The sequence below is a fragment of the Porticoccus sp. genome (assembly GCA_023261185.1).
GTDB lineage: Bacteria > Pseudomonadota > Gammaproteobacteria > Pseudomonadales > Porticoccaceae > Porticoccus > Porticoccus litoralis.
This window is the reverse complement of record JALRJN010000114.1, coordinates 1-16813: the sequence shown is the minus strand read 5'-3', so window position 1 is coordinate 16813 and position 16813 is coordinate 1. Positions and strand designations below refer to the sequence as shown.

The following is a 16813-nucleotide window of genomic DNA, read 5'->3' as shown; positions in this document are numbered from 1 at the left end:
AAGAGGCGATGATGACTGGCCTTGCCCGTGATGGCGGCCTCTATGTCCCTGAGACCGTCCCGACGATGACCGAGGACGAAATCGCTGCGCTGGCTGGCAAATCCTACGAAGAGATCGCCTTTGCTGTGATGAAGCCGTTTGTGGCAGATACCTTCACCGACGAAGAGTTCAAAGGTCTGATCGCAAAAGCCTACGCTGGGTTTGGTCACGATGCCCGCGCACCGCTTGTGCAATTGGCGCCGAACCACTTCCTTCTGGAACTGTTCCACGGCCCGACCCTCGCGTTCAAAGACTTCGCGATGCAGCTGATCGGTCAGATGATGCAATTCGCGCTGGCCCGTTCGGGCAAGCGGATCACTATCGTTGGCGCGACTTCGGGCGATACAGGCTCTGCCGCGATTGAGGCATTCCGTGGTCTGGACAACGTCGATGTGTTCATCCTGTTCCCCCATGGCCGCGTCTCTGAGGTGCAGCGCCGTCAGATGACCACCCCGTCGGAATCGAACGTTCACGCGCTGGCGGTTGATGGTGACTTTGACGATTGTCAGGCCGCACTCAAGGACATGTTCAACGACTTTGACTTCCGTGATGAGGTCCACCTCGCAGGTGTGAACTCGATCAACTGGGGCCGTGTTCTGGCGCAGGTCGTTTACTACTTCTCCTCCGCTGTGAGCCTTGGCGCGCCGCATCGCAAAGTGTCCTTCACTGTGCCCACAGGCAACTTCGGTGACATTTTCGCCGGCTATCTGGCCAGCCGCATGGGACTGCCGGTAGACCAGCTGGTAATCGGCACCAACGCCAACGACATTCTGCACCGCTGCATCAGCGCCAACGACCACAGCTTGCACCAATTGGTGCAAAGCCTGTCGCCGTCTATGGATATCATGGTGTCCAGCAACTTCGAGCGCATGCTGTTCGATCTGTACGACCGCGACGGCGCCGCCATCAACCAGCTGATGACCGAGTTCAAAGCTACTGGCAACCTCAAACTGAGCGACAACGCTCTTACCAAGGCCCGTGAGCTGTTTACCAGTTATCGCCTGGATGACAATGAAATGGTGCGTGTGATTGCCGACGTCTGGGAACATACCGAATACCTGCTCGACCCCCACACGGCTATCGGCGTGGAAGCGGCCCGCAAGACCCGCCGCCGTCAGGATATTCCTATGGTCTGCCTGGCCACCGCCCATCCAGCCAAGTTCCCGGAAGCAGTGCGCAAAGCCGGTTACCCACAGGACCCGCCACTGCCTCATCACATGGCGGACCTGTTCGAGCGTGAAGAGCGTTACGCTGTTCAGGACAACGAGCTGTCTGCCGTTCAGCAATTTATGAAAGACAATATTCGCAAGTAGGGATCATTGATGTCCGTGGAAACCTTTCTGGAAAAACTGAAAGCCTCACCTGAATCTATTGCTTTCAGCGACACCATTGCCATGATCGATGAAAACTATGATTTTCAGGAAACCGCCTTCACCAATGGCGGCACGGAAAATGGCGCCGGTCAAAACAACGGCTCCTGCAAGATATTCGCCTTTGGCCAGCTCAACGGTTTAAGTGAACAGCAGACATTGCATTGCTTCGGGGATTACTACCGCGTGGATGTGCAGCAAAATCCCGAGGGTGACGATCACCAGAATATCCGCAATTTCATTGAGCGCGGCTGGGGCGGAATTGGTTTTTCCGGAAAGGCTCTTACGCTGAAGTAAACCTGATACCACACATCAGGCCATCCGCAGTGGCGGCCTGATACGTGCAAAATTTCCTGCTCACTTCACTCGAGTTTTTTCAGGTAGTCGTAGATGGCCATCTGTGAACGCACCTTTTTCCGGTTCCCACGCTTCACATAGGCGTTGTTCTGTTCTGCATCGATCACGCGGGCCTTGCAGCGGTCAGTAAACTGAATTTCCAGAATATCCATCACCTGTTTCTTCAGTTTCGGGTCCAACACGGGCACGCCCACTTCCAGACGATAGTCCAGGTTGCGGGTCATCCAGTCTGCAGAAGAGATGTAGACTTTTGGGTCGCCGCCATTGTGAAACACCATGCAGCGCGGGTGTTCCAGAAAGCGGTCGACAATACTGATAACAGTTATGTTCTCTGAAATGCCCTCAATGCCGGGCTTTAATGCGCACATGCCGCGCACAATAATGCGTATTTTTACTCCCGCCTGGCTGGCCTGGTAGAGGAGACGCACGATGTTCTCATCCACCAGGTTATTCAGTTTGAGCGTAATTGCTGCGGGTTTTCCTTCTTTTGCCGCAGCGATTTCATGGTTGATCAGGGCGCGAATTTTGCGGCGGCAATTTAAAGGGGAGACTTGTAAGTATTTGAAATCGTAGTGTTTGAAACTGTGTTCAATAAAGTCGAACACATGGCTTACTTCCTCGCAGATTTCCGGGTGTGAAGTGAAAAGCGCAAAATCTGTATAAATCTCTGCAGTTTTCTCATTGAAATTACCCGTGCCGATATGGGCATAACGGTTTTCTCCCTGTGGTGACTGGCGGCTGATCAGGCACAGTTTTGAGTGTACTTTCAGGCCGGGAATACCCAACATCACCTTAATCCCCTCATCAGAAAGCTTCTCTGATAAATCCAGATTCTGTTGTTCGTCAAAGCGGGCTTTCAGTTCAACATTCACAGTCACCTGTTTGCCATTACGGGCGGCATCGATGAGGGATTCAAGCACCCGTGAATTCTTGGCTACCCGGTAGATATTAATTTTTATGGATGTCACTTTAGGGTCGAAGGCAGCCTGGCGAAGGAGTTCAACCAGGTAGTTGAATTTGTGGTACGGGTAATAGAGCAAAATGTCATTTTTATCGATGGCCTGGAACGCATTACTGTACTTATCGAATTTATTTACCGACAGCGGTGGCATGGAAGGGAACCCCAGGTATTTTTCCCCGGGATTGGTAAAGCCGATAAAGTCACGAAAGTTGCGGTAGCGGCCACCGGGAATGATGCTGTAGCCACGGGCAAAACCGAATTTGGTTTTCAGCAAATCGATCATACCTTCTGGCATCTCTCTATCGAACGATAAGCGGACCGGATTGGCCTGCAGACGTTGCTTGATGCCCATGGACATTTTCTCCACCAGACTGCGATCAATATCGTCGTCGAGTACATACTCAGCATCCCTGGAAAATTTCATCGACCAGGCGTTGAGCTGGTCATAAGAGAAAAAGTCAGCAAGCACCATGTCCAGGCAAAGTCGGATAGCCTCGTCGATAATCATGAAATAGCGTCGACGATTTTTTTCATCATTGGGCAGACGTAGAAAACGACTGCTGGTATCTGGAACTTCCAACAGCGCATAACTCACGTCATCGCCATTACGAATTTCTACCGCGAGGTAATTAGCTCCATCCTGGAGTACCCTGGACAGGTCAATGTCCGGCGTGATCAGGATCGGTACAATGCGCGGCAACACATGTTCCCTAAAGTGATGTCTGACCCAGGTTTTCTGCTTGGTGGAGAGATCATCCGGCATCAGAAAATGGATACGGCGTTTGCGCAGCTCCTTTAGAATGGATTCAAAGGCCTGGTCGAAAAGCTCAGAGTGACGGGCAATGCCCTTGTTAATATCTCGCAGCAGTTGTTTGCTTTTTTTGGCGGAGCCGGAAGTCTGCTCAATAAGAATTTTTCGGCGTACATCGGCCACCCGCACCTTGAAGAACTCATCCTGGTTGCTGGAGAAAATCCCCAGGAAATGGACCCGCTCAATAATCGGGTTGTCGGCGTCGTTTGCTTCCTGCAGCACGCGCTCGTTAAATGCCAGCCAGCTCAATTCCTTTGGATAAAAGGGGTATTTTTTCATAGAGTATGATGGCGTTGCCAAACACGGATTTGAACAACCTTGCCGGGTTTTAGGTGTGGTTGTGTGACACTAAATTGACAGTTAGATGACAGCGGGATCGCTATGGCAAGTATTAAGGAAATTGAGGTTAAGGTGCTCGAAGTCGACCGGGCTTCCCTGGAACAAAAAATTCTCGACCTCGGTGGCCACAAGGAATTCGAGAGCGAGTTTTTCGCCATTCTTTTCGATGATGCCGACGGATCCATTCAGGCCGCAGGCAATCTTTTGCGCCTGCGCAAGGAGCAGGACGGCGTCAAGCTGACCTACAAGCAGACGGTGAGTACCGGCCTCGCCAAGATCATGGATGAGCACGAAACCGCCGTTGATGATTTCGAGGTGATGCGCCAGATACTGGCGTCACTCGGTTATCGTGAAGGCCTGTCCCTGCGAAAAAACCGCGCCCAGTTTTCTCTCGATGGCCAGCATCTGGTGTTCGATAAATATTTTGACGAGCTGGAACACATTCCGGAGTTTCTGGAAATCGAGGCCCAGAGTGAAGAAGCATTGCTGGCACTGATCAAGCGCCTGGGTATCGAACGGGAACAGACCCGCCCCTGGAATACCCGCGACCTGATGCAGCATTACCAGAAAAAATAAGGGCGGTTTTTTCAAACCGCCCTTAAGTATTTATTTCGGTGATTATTTCTCCAGTATTGCCGCCACACCCATACCACCCGCCGTGCATATCGAGATCAGTCCGCGCCCCTGTCCGGCTTCGTTGAGCAGTTTGGCCAGGGTCCCGGCAATGCGTGCGCCGGTGGCGGCAAACGGGTGTCCGAGGGCGAGACTGCTGCCCACGATGTTCAGTTTGCTGCGGTCGATGCTGCCCAGTGCTGCATCCAGTCCCAGCCGCTCGCGGCAGTACTCTTCTGATTCCCATGCTTTCAGGGTACAGAGCACCTGGGCGGCAAAGGCCTCGTGAACTTCGTAGTAATCAAAATCCTGTAGCGACAGCCCGGCTTTGCGCAACATATTGGCCACGGCCACGGTGGGTGCCATCAGCAAACCCTCGCCAGACACGTGATCCACGGCGGCGGTTTCCATATGAGTGAGACGAGCCAGTACCGGCAGCCCGTTTTCGGCAGCCCAATCCTCACTGGCCAGCAACAGGGAGGCTGCGCCATCGGTAAGCGCACTGCTGTTGCCTGCGGTCAGTGTCCCGGTGGCGGAACGATCAAATACCGGTTTCAAACCCGATAACTGTTCCAGGGTCAGGTCGTAGCGCAGGTTGTTGTCCCGCAACATGCCCGCACAGGGGCTTAACAGGTCGTCAAAAAAACAGTTGGCGTAGGCGGCCTGGGCACGGTTGTGGCTGGCCAGAGCCAGTTCATCCTGCTCGGCCCGCTCAATCTTCCACTCCCGGGCCATCAGTTCGGCATGTTCGCCCATGCTCAGCTCGGTGCGGGGTTCGGCAATGGCTGGTGCCACCGGTGAGAGCTCTGACATGCTGAAGCCCTTGAACACCGAAAATTTCTCGCCCAGGGTTTTGGCCTTGGACAATTTCACCAGCCGTTGTGAAAACTTGCGTGAGAAAAGAATGGGCGGATCGCTGGCGCTGTCCGCACCGGCGGCAATACCGCATTCAATCTGTCCGCAGGCAATTTTTGCGGCAATGCCAAAGGCCGCTTGCAGACTGGTGCCGCAGGCCTGTTGCAGACTGATGCCGGGGGTCAGCGGCGACAGGCTGGTGCCGAGCACGGCTTCCCGGGCCAGGTTGAAATCTTTCGGGTGGTTGCTCACTGCACCGGCCACCACTTCATCCAGTTGCACACCGTGCAGGTTGTAACGGTCAACCAGTCCCTGCAGGGCGCTCACCAGCATATCCAGATTGGTCAGGTCGGCGTAGGCGGTTCCCGCCCGGCAAAACGGAATACGGCTGGCACCGACAATGGCCACGTTGCGGAGTGTCCCTGTCTTGTTCATGGCGTCACCTCCGGCAGCAGTTTGGATTCTTCAAGATAGTGCATCGGTCCGCCGCGGAACGGCGCAAAGCCAGTGCCGAATATCACCCCGGCATCTAGCAGGTCGGCACTGTCGACAATGTCTTCCGCCAGGCAGCGCCGACATTCCTCCAGTAGGGGTTTGATCAGGCGTTCACCGAGAATATCCAGCGCCACCATATCGCTGGGTTTTCCCTTTTCCGGCCGGTCTTTTTTCCAGAGATAAAACCCTTCGCCGGACTTTTTCCCCAGCTTGCCTGCCTCCACCATGGCCTGCAGCGGTTCGATGGCTGTTATGTTGTCGGGTGCCAGTTTTTTCGACACGCTCACGGCCACATCCAGCCCCACCGTATCCACCAGTTCAATGGGCCCCATGGGCATGCCGAAGGTTTCTGCGGCGGCGTCAATGGTGGCCATGCTGTGGCCTTCATCCAGCAGGTTGACCGCTTCCAGCATATAGGGCGCCAGCACCCGGTTTACCAGAAAGCCGGGTGCGCTTTTCACCGGCAGCGGGAATTTGCCAATGCGCTGGCTGAACATGCAGCCCTTTTTAATATCGCTGCTGTCGGATTGGTTGCCTCGCACCACTTCCACCAGCGGCATTTTTGCCACCGGGTTAAAAAAGTGCAGCCCAATCAACCGCTGCGGCTGCTGCAGGCCAGCGGCGATGTCTTCCAGTGGAATAGCAGAAGTATTACTGGCCAGCAAAGCGTCGGGTTTGGCTTGTTGTTCCAGTTCGGTAAACAGTTGTTGCTTGGCTTCGAGGTTTTCAAAAATGGCTTCGATAATCACATCGGCCCGTTGAATACCGTCCCCCGCCACGTCAGCCATCAGGCGGCTTTTTGCCGCGGCGACCTTGGCGCTGGAGCGCAGTTTCTTTTTAAACAGCGCCTCCGCCCGTTTCAACGCGGGTGCCACGTATTTCATTTCCCGGTCCTGCAAAGTGACTTCCAGACCGCGCAGGGCACACCAGGCGGCGATATCGCCACCCATAAGACCGGCCCCCACCACGTGCACCCGGCGGGCTTGCCAGTTGGCGGTGCTGTCATCCGGCTTGGCCAATTCCTTCAACTGTTCCTGCAGGCGAAATACCCGGCGCAGATTGCGGGACACATCCCCCATCAGCAGTTCGCTGGCTTTCTCGGCTTCGCCTTTCAGCATGGCGTTGAAATCGTCGCCGACCTTGCGCCAAAGATCGATCAATACATAGGGTGCAGGGTAATGGTCGCGGCGCGCCCGTTTGCTCACCTGGGCTTCCATGGCCTTGGCGATAATCTGTCGGGTACCGGGGCTGCTGGACATGCGATTCAGGCGGCTGGCGCGGTGCCCCTTACGCTGTTTCACAATGGCTTTGCGGGCTGCCCAGTGCAGGCTGCCGTGTTCGGATACCACCTTGTCCACCAGACCCAGGCCACGGGCGGCCCGGGCTCTCAGGCTGCGGGCAGTAAGAATCAGCTCCAGCGCCTTGCGGCCACCCAGCAGGCGAATGCTGCGTGCAGTGCCGCCAAAGGCGGGAAAGATGCCGAGCTGAATTTCCGGAAAGCCAATACGGGTGCTCTCTGAATCCAGCGCCACCCGGTAATCGCAGGCCAGCGCCAGCTCCAATCCGCCCCCCAGGCAGAAGCCGTGAATGGAGGCGACGGTATAGCAGGGCAGGGCTTCCAGTCGGTCAAAGAGTTTGTGGGCCATCTCGATACCGGCCTTGGCCTCTGTAGCATCGGTCTGGTGATCGAACTCGCGAATATCCGCCCCGGCAATAAAACCGCTTTTCTTTGCGGAATAAATCACCAGCCCTCGGGGCAGGTCTTCTTCCAGTTTTGCCAGTATGGCATCCAGTTCCAGCAACACCTCGCGGCTGAGGGAATTGACCTTTTCCCCCTCCCGGTCGAGAACCAGCCAGGCTATGTCCTCGGCGTCCCGCTTCAGCTGCCAGTGTCGAAATTCAGTGTTCTCGGTCATGGGCAAAATAAGACTCCCGTACTCCAGCCGGTTTATGTGCCTTACAATAGAGGCCAGAGACATGGCTGTAGATTTTGGTTCGCGTTTAGCAACTCATCATAGCCGATTGCAAAGGGAATTAAATGCTCGCTCACAAAATGGGATGCCCCCAACTCCATGAATAACCCCGTCATTCTGCAACGCCCCTACGACCTCGACCAATGCCAGTTCAGCCCGGAAATTCCGCCGCTGTTGCAGCGCATTTATGCCGCGCGGGGCGTCACCAGCGACCAGCAGCTGGAAAGAAGTCTGGCAAGATTGCCCAAGCCTCAAACCCTGCGCGGCCTCGACGCCGCCATCGCACTGCTGGCTGAGGCGCTGCGCGAACAACAGCACATATTGATTGTTGGCGACTTCGATGCCGACGGTGCCACCAGCACAACGGTATCCCTGCTGGCCCTGCGGGGCATGGGTTTTCAGCAGGTGGATTTTATTGTCCCCAACCGCTTTGAATACGGTTACGGGCTCACCCCGGAAATTGTTGAACTGGCGAAAGAGCGCAATCCTGACCTGATCATTACCGTGGATAACGGCATCTCCAGCATACAGGGTGTCGCCGCAGCCAATGCCGCGGGCATCAAGGTACTGATCACCGACCACCACCTGCCCGGCAAGGAACTGCCACAGGCAGCGGCCATAGTGAACCCCAACCAGAACCAGTGTGAATTCCCCAACAAAAACCTGGCGGGCGTGGGGGTGGCGTTCTACCTGATGAGCGCCCTGCGCAGTCATCTGCGGGAAAGTGGCTGGTTTGCCGAAAACAACATACCCGAACCCAATATGGCGGACTGGCTCGACCTGGTGGCGCTGGGCACCGTGGCGGACGTGGTGCCGTTGGACGAGGTTAACCGCATTCTGGTGCACCAGGGGCTGCAACGCATCCGCGCCGGTAAAACCCGCCCGGGGTTGCAGGCATTGCTCGACCTTTCCGGCCGCGAACCTCAAAGGCTGGTGGCTGCCGACCTGGGTTTTGCCCTGGGGCCGCGTTTGAATGCCGCCGGGCGACTGGATGATATTTCCATCGGCATTCAGTGTCTGCTGGAAGAAGATGCTTATATGGCGCGGGAATACGCCCTGCAACTGGACGAACTAAACCGCGACCGCCGGGTGATTGAAGCGGATATGCAGCGGGAAGCACTGGTAGCCCTGGAGCAATTGAATCTGGATGAACAACAACTGCCTTGGGGGCTGTGCCTGTTCGACGCCAATTGGCACCAGGGGGTGGTGGGTCTCTTAGCGTCGCGCATCAAGGATCGTATCCACCGTCCGGTGATCGCCTTTGCCGATGCTGGCAACGGCGAGTACAAGGGCTCTGCCCGCTCCATCAAGGGCCTGCATATCCGCGATGCGCTGGACGCCGTGGCCAGTCGACATCCGGAACTTATCAGCAAATTTGGTGGGCATGCCATGGCAGCGGGCCTCAGTTTGCCTGGGGAGCGCTACGAAGATTTTGTCACCGCCTTCGATGACGAAGTGCGCCGCCAGCTCAGCCCGGCGGACATGGAGGCGGAAATCCTCACCGATGGCAGCCTAAATAGCGACGAACTCAATATCGACACTGCCCAACTACTGCGGGAATCAGGCCCCTGGGGGCAGCACTTCCCCGAACCGCTGTTCGAGGGCGAGTTCTATATTGTCCAGCAGCGCATCGTCGGTGAAAAACACGTGAAACTGCTGCTGGCGCTGGATGCAGGCAAACAGCAGTTAATCGACGCCATCGCCTTTAATGTGGATACGGAGCAGTGGCCCAACCCGGCAGCGGAGAAGGTAAGCCTGGTCTACAAGCTGGATATCAACCTGTGGCAAGGCAGGGAGTCGGTGCAGTTGATGGTAGAAAATATTGAATTGTTGAAGTTGCCTAGATGATATGAAGTAAATAAAAAATAAGATTTATTGGTAGATATTTTCTAGATCATACTTTTTGTTTTCAACGGAAATCATTTCTAATTTTTAAGTGAAAAATATATGTATGTAAATATCATTTTATATGGAGAATAAAATTGATTAAAAAGCCGTCTGTTTCGATTTCTAAATTGACTTTTTCGGGTGGTAGTTGATTTGATTTAAATAAGGGCGATAAGGTTATCTTAGTTGGGCCAAATAACAGTGGAAAGTCGCAAACTTTGAGAGAGATATTGAGTGTTTTTGGTAATGGAAAAACAGATAATACCTTTGTTGTTAAAGGCGTAGATATTGTCAAGGATGGAACAGCTGAGCAGCTGAGGGAGTTTCTAAGTGCGGAAGCAGAATTTAATGGAACTACATATAGCTATAAAAGTTGGCAGCTTCATGAAAGACAGATTTCTTTTTGGGCTGGTGCCTTCTTGGAAGGGCAGATTCTCAGTGGGTTTGTAAGAAATATTTCTGCTAATGATCGATTGTCTATCTGCGAGAAACAACAGAGCGTATCCCGCGGAGAACAAAAAACTAAACCGCAGCATGTTCTTTATGATGATTCCGCCTTGATGGAAAAAATCAGTAGCTTGTTTTATAGGGCGTTTGGAAAAGACCTAATGTTCGATTTTCGAGGTGGAAGAACTTTGCCAATTCATGTTGGAAAATTGCCAAATATGAGTGGTGTAGTGGATAGGGTTGGCGATGAGTATGTGTCTGCAGTAAGAAAGCTGCCATTGCTAGATCAACAAGGCGATGGCATGAAAAGTTACGCTGGTATTTTGTTTGAAACTATAGTTGACGACTGGGATATTACGCTTGTTGATGAGCCTGAAGCTTTTTTGCATCCACCACAAATGAGGCGGCTAGGAGAAACACTATCTTCTGAAGTGGGTGGTCAGCTATTTGTCGCAACCCATAGCAGCGACATTTTGAGAGGGTTTTTAGAGGGCACTCAAGGAGATGTCAGGATTCTTCGCATAAGTAGGGAAGAAAATATAAATATAGTTATGGAGGCTTCTAAGGAAACAATTAAGAGTTTATGGCTAAACCCAGTACTCAGGTACTCCAATGCGCTTGAGGGTATCTTTCATGAGCAGACTATTATCTGTGAAGACGATAGTGACTGCAGGCTTCTAAACTCTATTGCAGACTATTTGGAATCTGATACCCAGAGTCAATGGCTGGACACTGCGTATGTGCCAACGGGCGGGAAACACGGAGTAGCTCAGGTGGCAGATGTGTTGCGAAAAGTTGGAGTTCCGGTTAAGGCTGTTTTCGATATAGACTTTTTGTCAGAGCGGGATTTGGTTGAAGTTACTGTTGTAGCTTTTGGTGGAAGTTGGTCTGAGATAAGTGTGCTTTGGAGCCGCGTTGACTCTGCTGTTAGAGGTGGGGCTAAGGTCCAAAGTGTTTCGGATATAAAGAAAAATATTATAGAAATAATTAATAATTCTGGCGAAGACTCAATGCCAAAAAGCGACATATTAGAAGCTATGAAACAGGGTAAGCCTTGGAGTGTGGTTAAGAAATATGGAGAGAGGGGGATTCCACGTGGCCAGGCACAAGTTGACTATAAAGATCTTAAAAATAAGCTGGAGGAGATTGGGATTTATTTAGTTCCCGTTGGGGAAATAGAAAACTTTTGCCCAGAAATGGGATTGCACGGCCCCAAGTTTGTTGCAAAGCTTTTATCTACAGTTTCTTTAGGAGATCAACGGTTGGCAGAACTACGTGATTTTGTCGAAAATTTGCAGAGGGGTGCCACTTGCAAATTAATGGCAGTTGAGGATATAGAGTCTGCAGAGAGCAATGCGGCTTGTGCTTCCTAATGTGACTTTTCTAGCTGGCAAGCTATTCATTGCGACAAAAAATTATCTTCAGAGCGTGAGCTATAGGTAGCGAGACTTTGCATTATAAAGCGATGCATCCAGAAAAGAACAACAACCCGAAAGACACCAGGGTCTATCTCGTTGGCAGCGGTATCGCTTCTCTGGCCAGTGCGGTGTATCTGATCAAGGATTCCGGGGTACCCGGTGGCAACATTCATATCCTGGAGCAGGATGAGATTCCCGGCGGTGCACTGGATGGTGCCGGTGATGCGGAAAACGGCTTTATTATCCGCGGCGGGCGGATGCATGAAGCGCACTATGTCTGCTACTGGGACCTGCTCTCCAATATCCCTTCCTACGATGATCCCAGTGTCTCTGTCAAAGACGAGTCGTTTGAATTCAACGCCCGCTATGTGTCCCACGCCCAGGCGCGGCTGCTGAAAGCCGGTGAAAGGATGGATGTCTCGTCCTTCGGCCTGTCGTTAACCGATCAGGCGGACTTGTTGAAGCTGATGTTCTCCTCCGAAAAATCCCTGGATAACATTCGCATACAGGACTGGTTCGGGGAAGAGTTCTTCACCACTAATTACTGGTATCTCTGGACCTCGATGTTTGCGTTCCAGCAGTGGAGCAGCTTGGCGGAGATGCGCCGTTACATGAAACGCTTTATCCACTTGCTGGACGGTATGCCGCGGCTGGGTGGGGTGATGCGCACCAAATATAACCAGTATCACTCGGTGGTGCTGCCGCTGATGCGCTACCTGGAGGGCTTCGGCGTCCATTTCGATACCCGGACACAGGTGGTCGATATCGATTTCGAGCTGTCTGTCGAGGCGAAAACTGCGACGGCGATTCATACCATCAATCAATCCGGCAGCGAGGAAAAGATTGAACTCGGTGAACGGGATTATGTGTTTATCACTAACGGCTCCATTACCGAGAGCACCGACTACGGTTCCTGGACAAAGGCGCCAGTCTTGAAAGACAAGGCGTCCTCGGGGGCGTGGACGCTGTGGGAAAAAATTGCCAGCAAAGACAAGGCGTTCGGTAACCCCGGTGTGTTCAGTAACAATATCGACTTGCAGAAGTGGTACTCCTTTACCGCCACCATCAATGACGACACCTTCCACGACTACATGGAAGATTTCTCCGGCAATTTAAGTGGCACCGGCGGCCTGGTGACCATGACGGACTCCAGCTGGTTGATGTCCATTGTGATTGCCCGCCAGCCGCATTTCCCCAACCAGCCCAAAGACGTGAAAGTGTTCTGGGGCTATGCCCTGTATCCCGACAACGAAGGCGATTACGTGAAGAAAAAAATGTCGGAGTGCAATGGCGAGGAAATACTGGAAGAGCTGTGGTATCAGTTCAAGGTCCAGGACCTGATGAAGCCGATTGTGGCTGCCGGCAAAGTGAATTGCATCCCGGTGGCCATGCCCTTTATCGACAGTCTGTTTATGCCGCGGGCGCAGGGCGACCGCCCGGAGGTGTTAACTGAAGGCGCCACCAATTTCGCCTTTCTCGGGCAGTTTGCCGAAGTACCAAAGGACTGTGTCTTTACCGTGGAATACTCGGTGCGCTGCGCGCAGACCGCTGTTTATGGCCTGTTTGAAACCGGTAAAGAGGTGCTGCCGGTCTATGACTCCATTCATAAGCCCAGTGTTTTAATCAACGCGATGAAAGCCCTCAGCCGATAGTGAGCCTTAAGCCGTTAGAGCCTCCGCCTTAGGTGGAGCTATTACTTCCAGCACGCCCTGAATTGATCTGCCCCAAGTCGTTCCTGGCACCGGGTGCCTTATACTCGCGTTATAGCTCGATTTTCTTACAGGCACTCTCTAACCATGACCGAGAATGAACCCCTGCTGGTGCTGCAACTGCGGCCCGAGGACCGGATCGCCGACAGCGAATACGCCTGTTTCCTGAAATATGGTCAGTTACCTGCATCCATGACGGAAAGGATTCGCATCGAGCGCCACGGCATTCCCGCTGACCTGCAATTGGATAATTACTCGGCAATTCTGGTGGGTGGCAGCCCCTTCGATATCAGCACACCGCTGGAGAAAAAGTCCGCAGAGCAGTTGCAGGTGGAAGCGGATTTTCAGCGCTTATTGCAACAGGTGATTGCCCGGGATTTCCCCTTTCTCGGTGCCTGCTCGGGCAACGGTTTATTGGGCAATTATCTCGGTGCCGGTATTTCCAGCCGTTATGGTGAAGCGGTGGGTTGTGTAGAATTGGATATCACGGAAGAGGGCAAGCGGGATAAGTTGCTGGTGGACTTTCCTGACAAGATTGACGTGCTGCTCGGCCACAAGGAGGCCTGCGACGAAACCCCGGTAGGGGCGGCACTGCTGATGACTGGGCAGGCTTGCCCGGTACAGATGTTCCGCGTTGGTAATAATGTCTACGCCACGCAATTCCATCCGGAGGGGGATGCCGCCGAGTTCACGCTACGGATTGATGCCTATAAGCACCATGGCTATTTTGTGCCCGAAGAAGCGGAACAGCTGGTAGAGGCAGTGAGTAGGAAACCCACACCGTTCGCACAGGAAATTCTGAGGCGTTTTGTGGCGGCCTATGTCCTCCCCGGTGCAACCCGGGAAGTCGGATAAAAAATACTCTAGTGGTGTCTTGAATCAGGCAGTAACCCAGAGAATTTCTGCAGGCTGTTTCAGCATGTCGAGGATTTGGGTGGCCATGGCTTTATCCATGGACGAGCTCAATGTTTCCACCATGCCGGTGGACTTTACGATCACCACGTCGTAGCCGTGTTCGGCCATTCTCAGGCAGTAGCAGGGATTATTGCCTTCGTAGCTTCTCAGGCAGACGATTTCATCGAGAAAGACGTCGATGGTGTGGTCTTCACTGTCTTTGACGAGCACGTGGTCCTGATGGCAGTAGCAGACTTCAGCCAGGAATGAATCCGAGTGCATCGACTGGTGGTGTTTTGGTGCGCCGATCTCTACGCGTGTCCCCTTGGTGATCATGTGGTGCAGTTGCTTCGTCATGGCGATACCTCACAGTGTGTGTCATGCCTTTACTTGTCATATCGGCAGACGTTGAAAGGCGTAATGTGCGGATAACCGTGTGGAGAAAAAGGGTCGTTCGGGGTTTTTAGCCCCGAAAGCGGCTACTTTGGACCTGAGCGCTTGGAATGGCTGTCCGAAAGATAAAAACGGTGCCATTGCGTCGCATCATCGTCAGGCGGCAATTCGCGGCTTCACTGCAGGTTGGGATAACAATTCAGTCACATGGGTTGCGGTGACGTTATCCAACCCCGTGGCCAGCGTTTCGACCATGCCGGTGGGCAGAATACACACCACGTCATAACCGTTTTCGCCAACCCGCAGGCAGTAGCTGGAAACGCTGCTCTCGTAATTCATCACGCACAGGATTTCATCGAGAAACACGTCATAGGTGTGGTTTTCGGCATCCCTGACGAGCACATGCTGTTGGTCACATTGGTAGACCTTGCCCATAAACGAGGCTTTGTGCTCGGAGTCGGGGTGTTTGGGGTCCATGACTTCTACCGTCATGCCCGTGGTTAACAAGTTGTTCATTAGCTTTGACATGGCAATACCTCGCAGATAATCCGTCACTGCCTGGGCCTGCGCGCGCTTAAACTGTGGAGAGGGGGTGGTCGTGGTACTCGGGGAGCAGAACCCCTCCGTGGCGCGCTGAGCTGTCAGTTTTCAATACAGCAGTTGTCAATACAGCAGTCGTTAATAAAACCATCGTTAAAGAACGATATTGCTAAAGACGTTTGCTTTAGCGTGGATTTAAGAATGAGGAATTTTTTTAGAAAGGACTATCTAAAAAAGCCGGTTTTACTGCTAAAAAACATGACTTTTGGGAATGGTAATTATAAGAATTTCAGATAATTACATTTATGAATATGGCGTTGTGAGGCAGTTAAAAAATTAATAATTTTTTAACTGCAGCCACTGGCGGCATTGTCAGCTTTTCATTTCTTCCAGTTCTACCCAGCGCTCGGCGGCCTGATCCAGTTCCATCTGTTTTTTGCCGAGTTCGTCGAGAATCGGTTGGGTTTCTGTGTAGGGCCGGTTGAAGAAATCCGGGTCGGCGGTCTGTTCTTCCAGAGCGGCAATTTCGGTTTCCAGGCGGTCGATCAGCTCGGGCAACATGTCCAGTTCCCGTTGCAGTTTGTAGCTGAGTTTGCCCGAGGGTTTCTTTTTGGCTTCGCTGGTGGTGTCGTGATCCACCATGTGGCCGGAAGGGTGGTCGATAGTGTCGGCAATTTTCAGGTGCTTGCCACGTTTCACCCAGTCGCTGTAGCCGCCGACGTATTCTTCGATCCTGCCGTCTTCCTCGAACACCAGCACGCTGGTGACCACGTTGTCGAGAAATTCCCGGTCGTGGCTGACGATAATCAGGGTGCCTTGGTATTCCACCAGTCGTTCTTCGAGAACTTCGAGCATTTCCACATCGAGGTCGTTGGTGGGTTCGTCAAGCACCAGCAGGTTGGTGGGGCGGGTGAACAGTTTGGCTAAGAGAACCCGGTTGCATTCCCCGCCGGACAGGGCGCTGACCGGAGTCATGGCGCGCTTCGGTGAGAACAGGAAGTTGCGCAGGTAGCCGATAATGTGGCGGTCCTTGCCGTTGAGCTTGATGTATTCCTTGCCGTCGCCAACGTTCTCGGCAATGGTCTTGGTGGTATCCAGCTCCCGGCGGATCTGGTCGAAATAGCCGATTTCCAGGTTGGTGCCGAGTTTGACCGAGCCCTGGTCCGGTTCGATCTGTCCCAACAGAATTTTCAGCAGGGTGGATTTGCCCACCCCGTTATTGCCGATCAGGCCGATGCGGTCGCCGCGCATGATCTTGATTTTGAAGTTGTTGATCAGTTGCTGGCCGCCGTAGCTGTGGCACAGGCTGCGCGCCTCAATAACCTTGCGGCCAGAGTTTTCGGCGGTTTCGACGCTGATTTTGGCTTTGCCCTGTCGCTTGATGCGTTGCTCACGCTGGTCCCGCATGGCTTCCAGGGCGCGAACACGGCCTTCGTTGCGGGTGCGGCGGGCCTTGATGCCCTGGCGTATCCAGGTTTCCTCTTCTGCCAGCTTCTTGTCGAACAGGGCGTTGCGGGTTTCTTCTTCCTCAATGGCCTGTTCCTTGAGGCGCAGGTAGTTCTGGTAGTTGCCGGGCCAGCTCACCAGGTGGCCGCGGTCGATCTCGACGATGCGGGTGGCGAGGCGCTGCAGGAAGTTGCGGTCGTGGGTAATAAAGATCACCGCGCCCTGGTAACCGCGCACCCGGTGTTCCAGCCACTCGATGGTGCTGAT

General features: G+C 53.4%; 13 protein-coding genes. 7 read left to right on the top strand and 6 right to left on the bottom strand.

Annotation, left to right across the window (positions count from 1 at the left end):
- Both thrC and ACYZYZ_RS10650 read left to right on the top strand, forming a co-directional pair.
- Positions 1-1352: threonine synthase (gene thrC, locus ACYZYZ_RS10655; RefSeq protein ID WP_461484239.1), on the top strand; the 1352-nt coding region annotated here is incomplete at its 5' end.
- A gap of 9 nt (positions 1353-1361) precedes the next feature.
- Positions 1362-1706, top strand: a complete 345-nt coding sequence (locus ACYZYZ_RS10650) for a HopJ type III effector protein (protein WP_461484238.1) — start codon at positions 1362-1364, stop codon at positions 1704-1706.
- Between the two features lie 65 nt (positions 1707-1771).
- Here the strand turns inward: ACYZYZ_RS10650 and ppk1 are convergent, their stop codons facing one another.
- Positions 1772-3817 carry a polyphosphate kinase 1 gene (ppk1, locus tag ACYZYZ_RS10645; protein WP_461484237.1) on the bottom strand — a complete coding sequence of 682 codons (2046 nt, stop codon included), beginning with the start codon at positions 3815-3817 and terminating at the stop codon, positions 1772-1774.
- 102 nt (positions 3818-3919) lie between these two features.
- Here ppk1 and ACYZYZ_RS10640 point away from each other — a divergent pair, with 102 nt between their 5' ends.
- Positions 3920-4453 carry a class IV adenylate cyclase gene (locus ACYZYZ_RS10640; RefSeq protein WP_461484236.1) on the top strand — a complete coding sequence of 178 codons (534 nt, stop codon included), beginning with the start codon at positions 3920-3922 and terminating at the stop codon, positions 4451-4453.
- A 42-nt stretch (positions 4454-4495) separates the two neighbouring features.
- Here the strand turns inward: ACYZYZ_RS10640 and ACYZYZ_RS10635 are convergent, their stop codons facing one another.
- The gene (locus tag ACYZYZ_RS10635; protein WP_461484235.1) at positions 4496-5779 is read right to left on the bottom strand and encodes an acetyl-CoA C-acetyltransferase; all 1284 of its coding nucleotides are present in this window, start codon (positions 5777-5779) and stop codon (positions 4496-4498) included.
- A complete protein-coding gene (locus tag ACYZYZ_RS10630; RefSeq protein WP_461484234.1) occupies positions 5776-7755 on the bottom strand; it encodes a 3-hydroxyacyl-CoA dehydrogenase NAD-binding domain-containing protein in 1980 nt (659 codons plus the stop codon). The genes ACYZYZ_RS10635 and ACYZYZ_RS10630 overlap by 4 nt, the downstream gene beginning before the upstream one ends.
- Before the next feature lie 156 nt (positions 7756-7911).
- Here ACYZYZ_RS10630 and recJ point away from each other — a divergent pair, with 156 nt between their 5' ends.
- The 4 genes from recJ to ACYZYZ_RS10610 all read left to right on the top strand — a co-directional run bounded on the left by recJ (position 7912) and on the right by ACYZYZ_RS10610 (position 14128).
- Entirely contained in the window at positions 7912-9660 is a 1749-nt protein-coding gene (gene recJ, locus ACYZYZ_RS10625) for a single-stranded-DNA-specific exonuclease RecJ (protein ID WP_461484233.1), read from the top strand.
- Between the two features lie 257 nt (positions 9661-9917).
- Positions 9918-11519 carry an AAA family ATPase gene (locus ACYZYZ_RS10620; RefSeq protein ID WP_461484232.1) on the top strand — a complete coding sequence of 534 codons (1602 nt, stop codon included), beginning with the start codon at positions 9918-9920 and terminating at the stop codon, positions 11517-11519.
- A 92-nt stretch (positions 11520-11611) separates the two neighbouring features.
- Positions 11612-13216, top strand: coding sequence for an oleate hydratase (locus ACYZYZ_RS10615; protein WP_461484231.1), 1605 nt, complete (start codon positions 11612-11614; stop codon positions 13214-13216).
- A 144-nt stretch (positions 13217-13360) separates the two neighbouring features.
- Positions 13361-14128: a glutamine amidotransferase gene (locus tag ACYZYZ_RS10610; RefSeq protein WP_461484230.1), complete on the top strand. Its 768-nt coding sequence runs from the start codon at positions 13361-13363 to the stop codon at positions 14126-14128.
- Positions 14129-14152: 24 nt separating this feature from the next.
- On the opposite strand, the gene ACYZYZ_RS10605 is transcribed toward ACYZYZ_RS10610, so the two are convergent.
- From ACYZYZ_RS10605 to ACYZYZ_RS10595, 3 genes are all read right to left on the bottom strand, one after another.
- Positions 14153-14524 carry a hypothetical protein gene (locus tag ACYZYZ_RS10605; RefSeq protein WP_461484229.1) on the bottom strand — a complete coding sequence of 124 codons (372 nt, stop codon included), beginning with the start codon at positions 14522-14524 and terminating at the stop codon, positions 14153-14155.
- A 192-nt stretch (positions 14525-14716) separates the two neighbouring features.
- Complete coding sequence (locus tag ACYZYZ_RS10600) at positions 14717-15088, bottom strand: hypothetical protein (protein WP_461484228.1); 372 nt, start codon at positions 15086-15088, stop codon at positions 14717-14719.
- Between the two features lie 384 nt (positions 15089-15472).
- Positions 15473-16813: ATP-binding cassette domain-containing protein (locus ACYZYZ_RS10595; protein ID WP_461484227.1), on the bottom strand; the 1341-nt coding region annotated here is incomplete at its 5' end.

Excerpts from the sequence above, each read along its gene's own strand:
- ACYZYZ_RS10610 (WP_461484230.1), top strand. The coding sequence starts at position 13,361 with ATGACCGAGAATGAACCCCTGCTGGTGCTGCAACTGCGGCCCGAGGAC.
- ACYZYZ_RS10600 (WP_461484228.1), bottom strand. The coding sequence starts at position 15,088 with ATGTCAAAGCTAATGAACAACTTGTTAACCACGGGCATGACGGTAGAA.
- ACYZYZ_RS10640 (WP_461484236.1), top strand. The coding sequence starts at position 3,920 with ATGGCAAGTATTAAGGAAATTGAGGTTAAGGTGCTCGAAGTCGACCGG.
- recJ (WP_461484233.1), top strand. The coding sequence starts at position 7,912 with ATGAATAACCCCGTCATTCTGCAACGCCCCTACGACCTCGACCAATGC.
- ppk1 (WP_461484237.1), bottom strand. The coding sequence starts at position 3,817 with ATGAAAAAATACCCCTTTTATCCAAAGGAATTGAGCTGGCTGGCATTT.
- ACYZYZ_RS10635 (WP_461484235.1), bottom strand. The coding sequence starts at position 5,779 with ATGAACAAGACAGGGACACTCCGCAACGTGGCCATTGTCGGTGCCAGC.
- ACYZYZ_RS10615 (WP_461484231.1), top strand. The coding sequence starts at position 11,612 with ATGCATCCAGAAAAGAACAACAACCCGAAAGACACCAGGGTCTATCTC.
- ACYZYZ_RS10605 (WP_461484229.1), bottom strand. The coding sequence starts at position 14,524 with ATGACGAAGCAACTGCACCACATGATCACCAAGGGGACACGCGTAGAG.
- ACYZYZ_RS10650 (WP_461484238.1), top strand. The coding sequence starts at position 1,362 with ATGTCCGTGGAAACCTTTCTGGAAAAACTGAAAGCCTCACCTGAATCT.
- ACYZYZ_RS10630 (WP_461484234.1), bottom strand. The coding sequence starts at position 7,755 with ATGACCGAGAACACTGAATTTCGACACTGGCAGCTGAAGCGGGACGCC.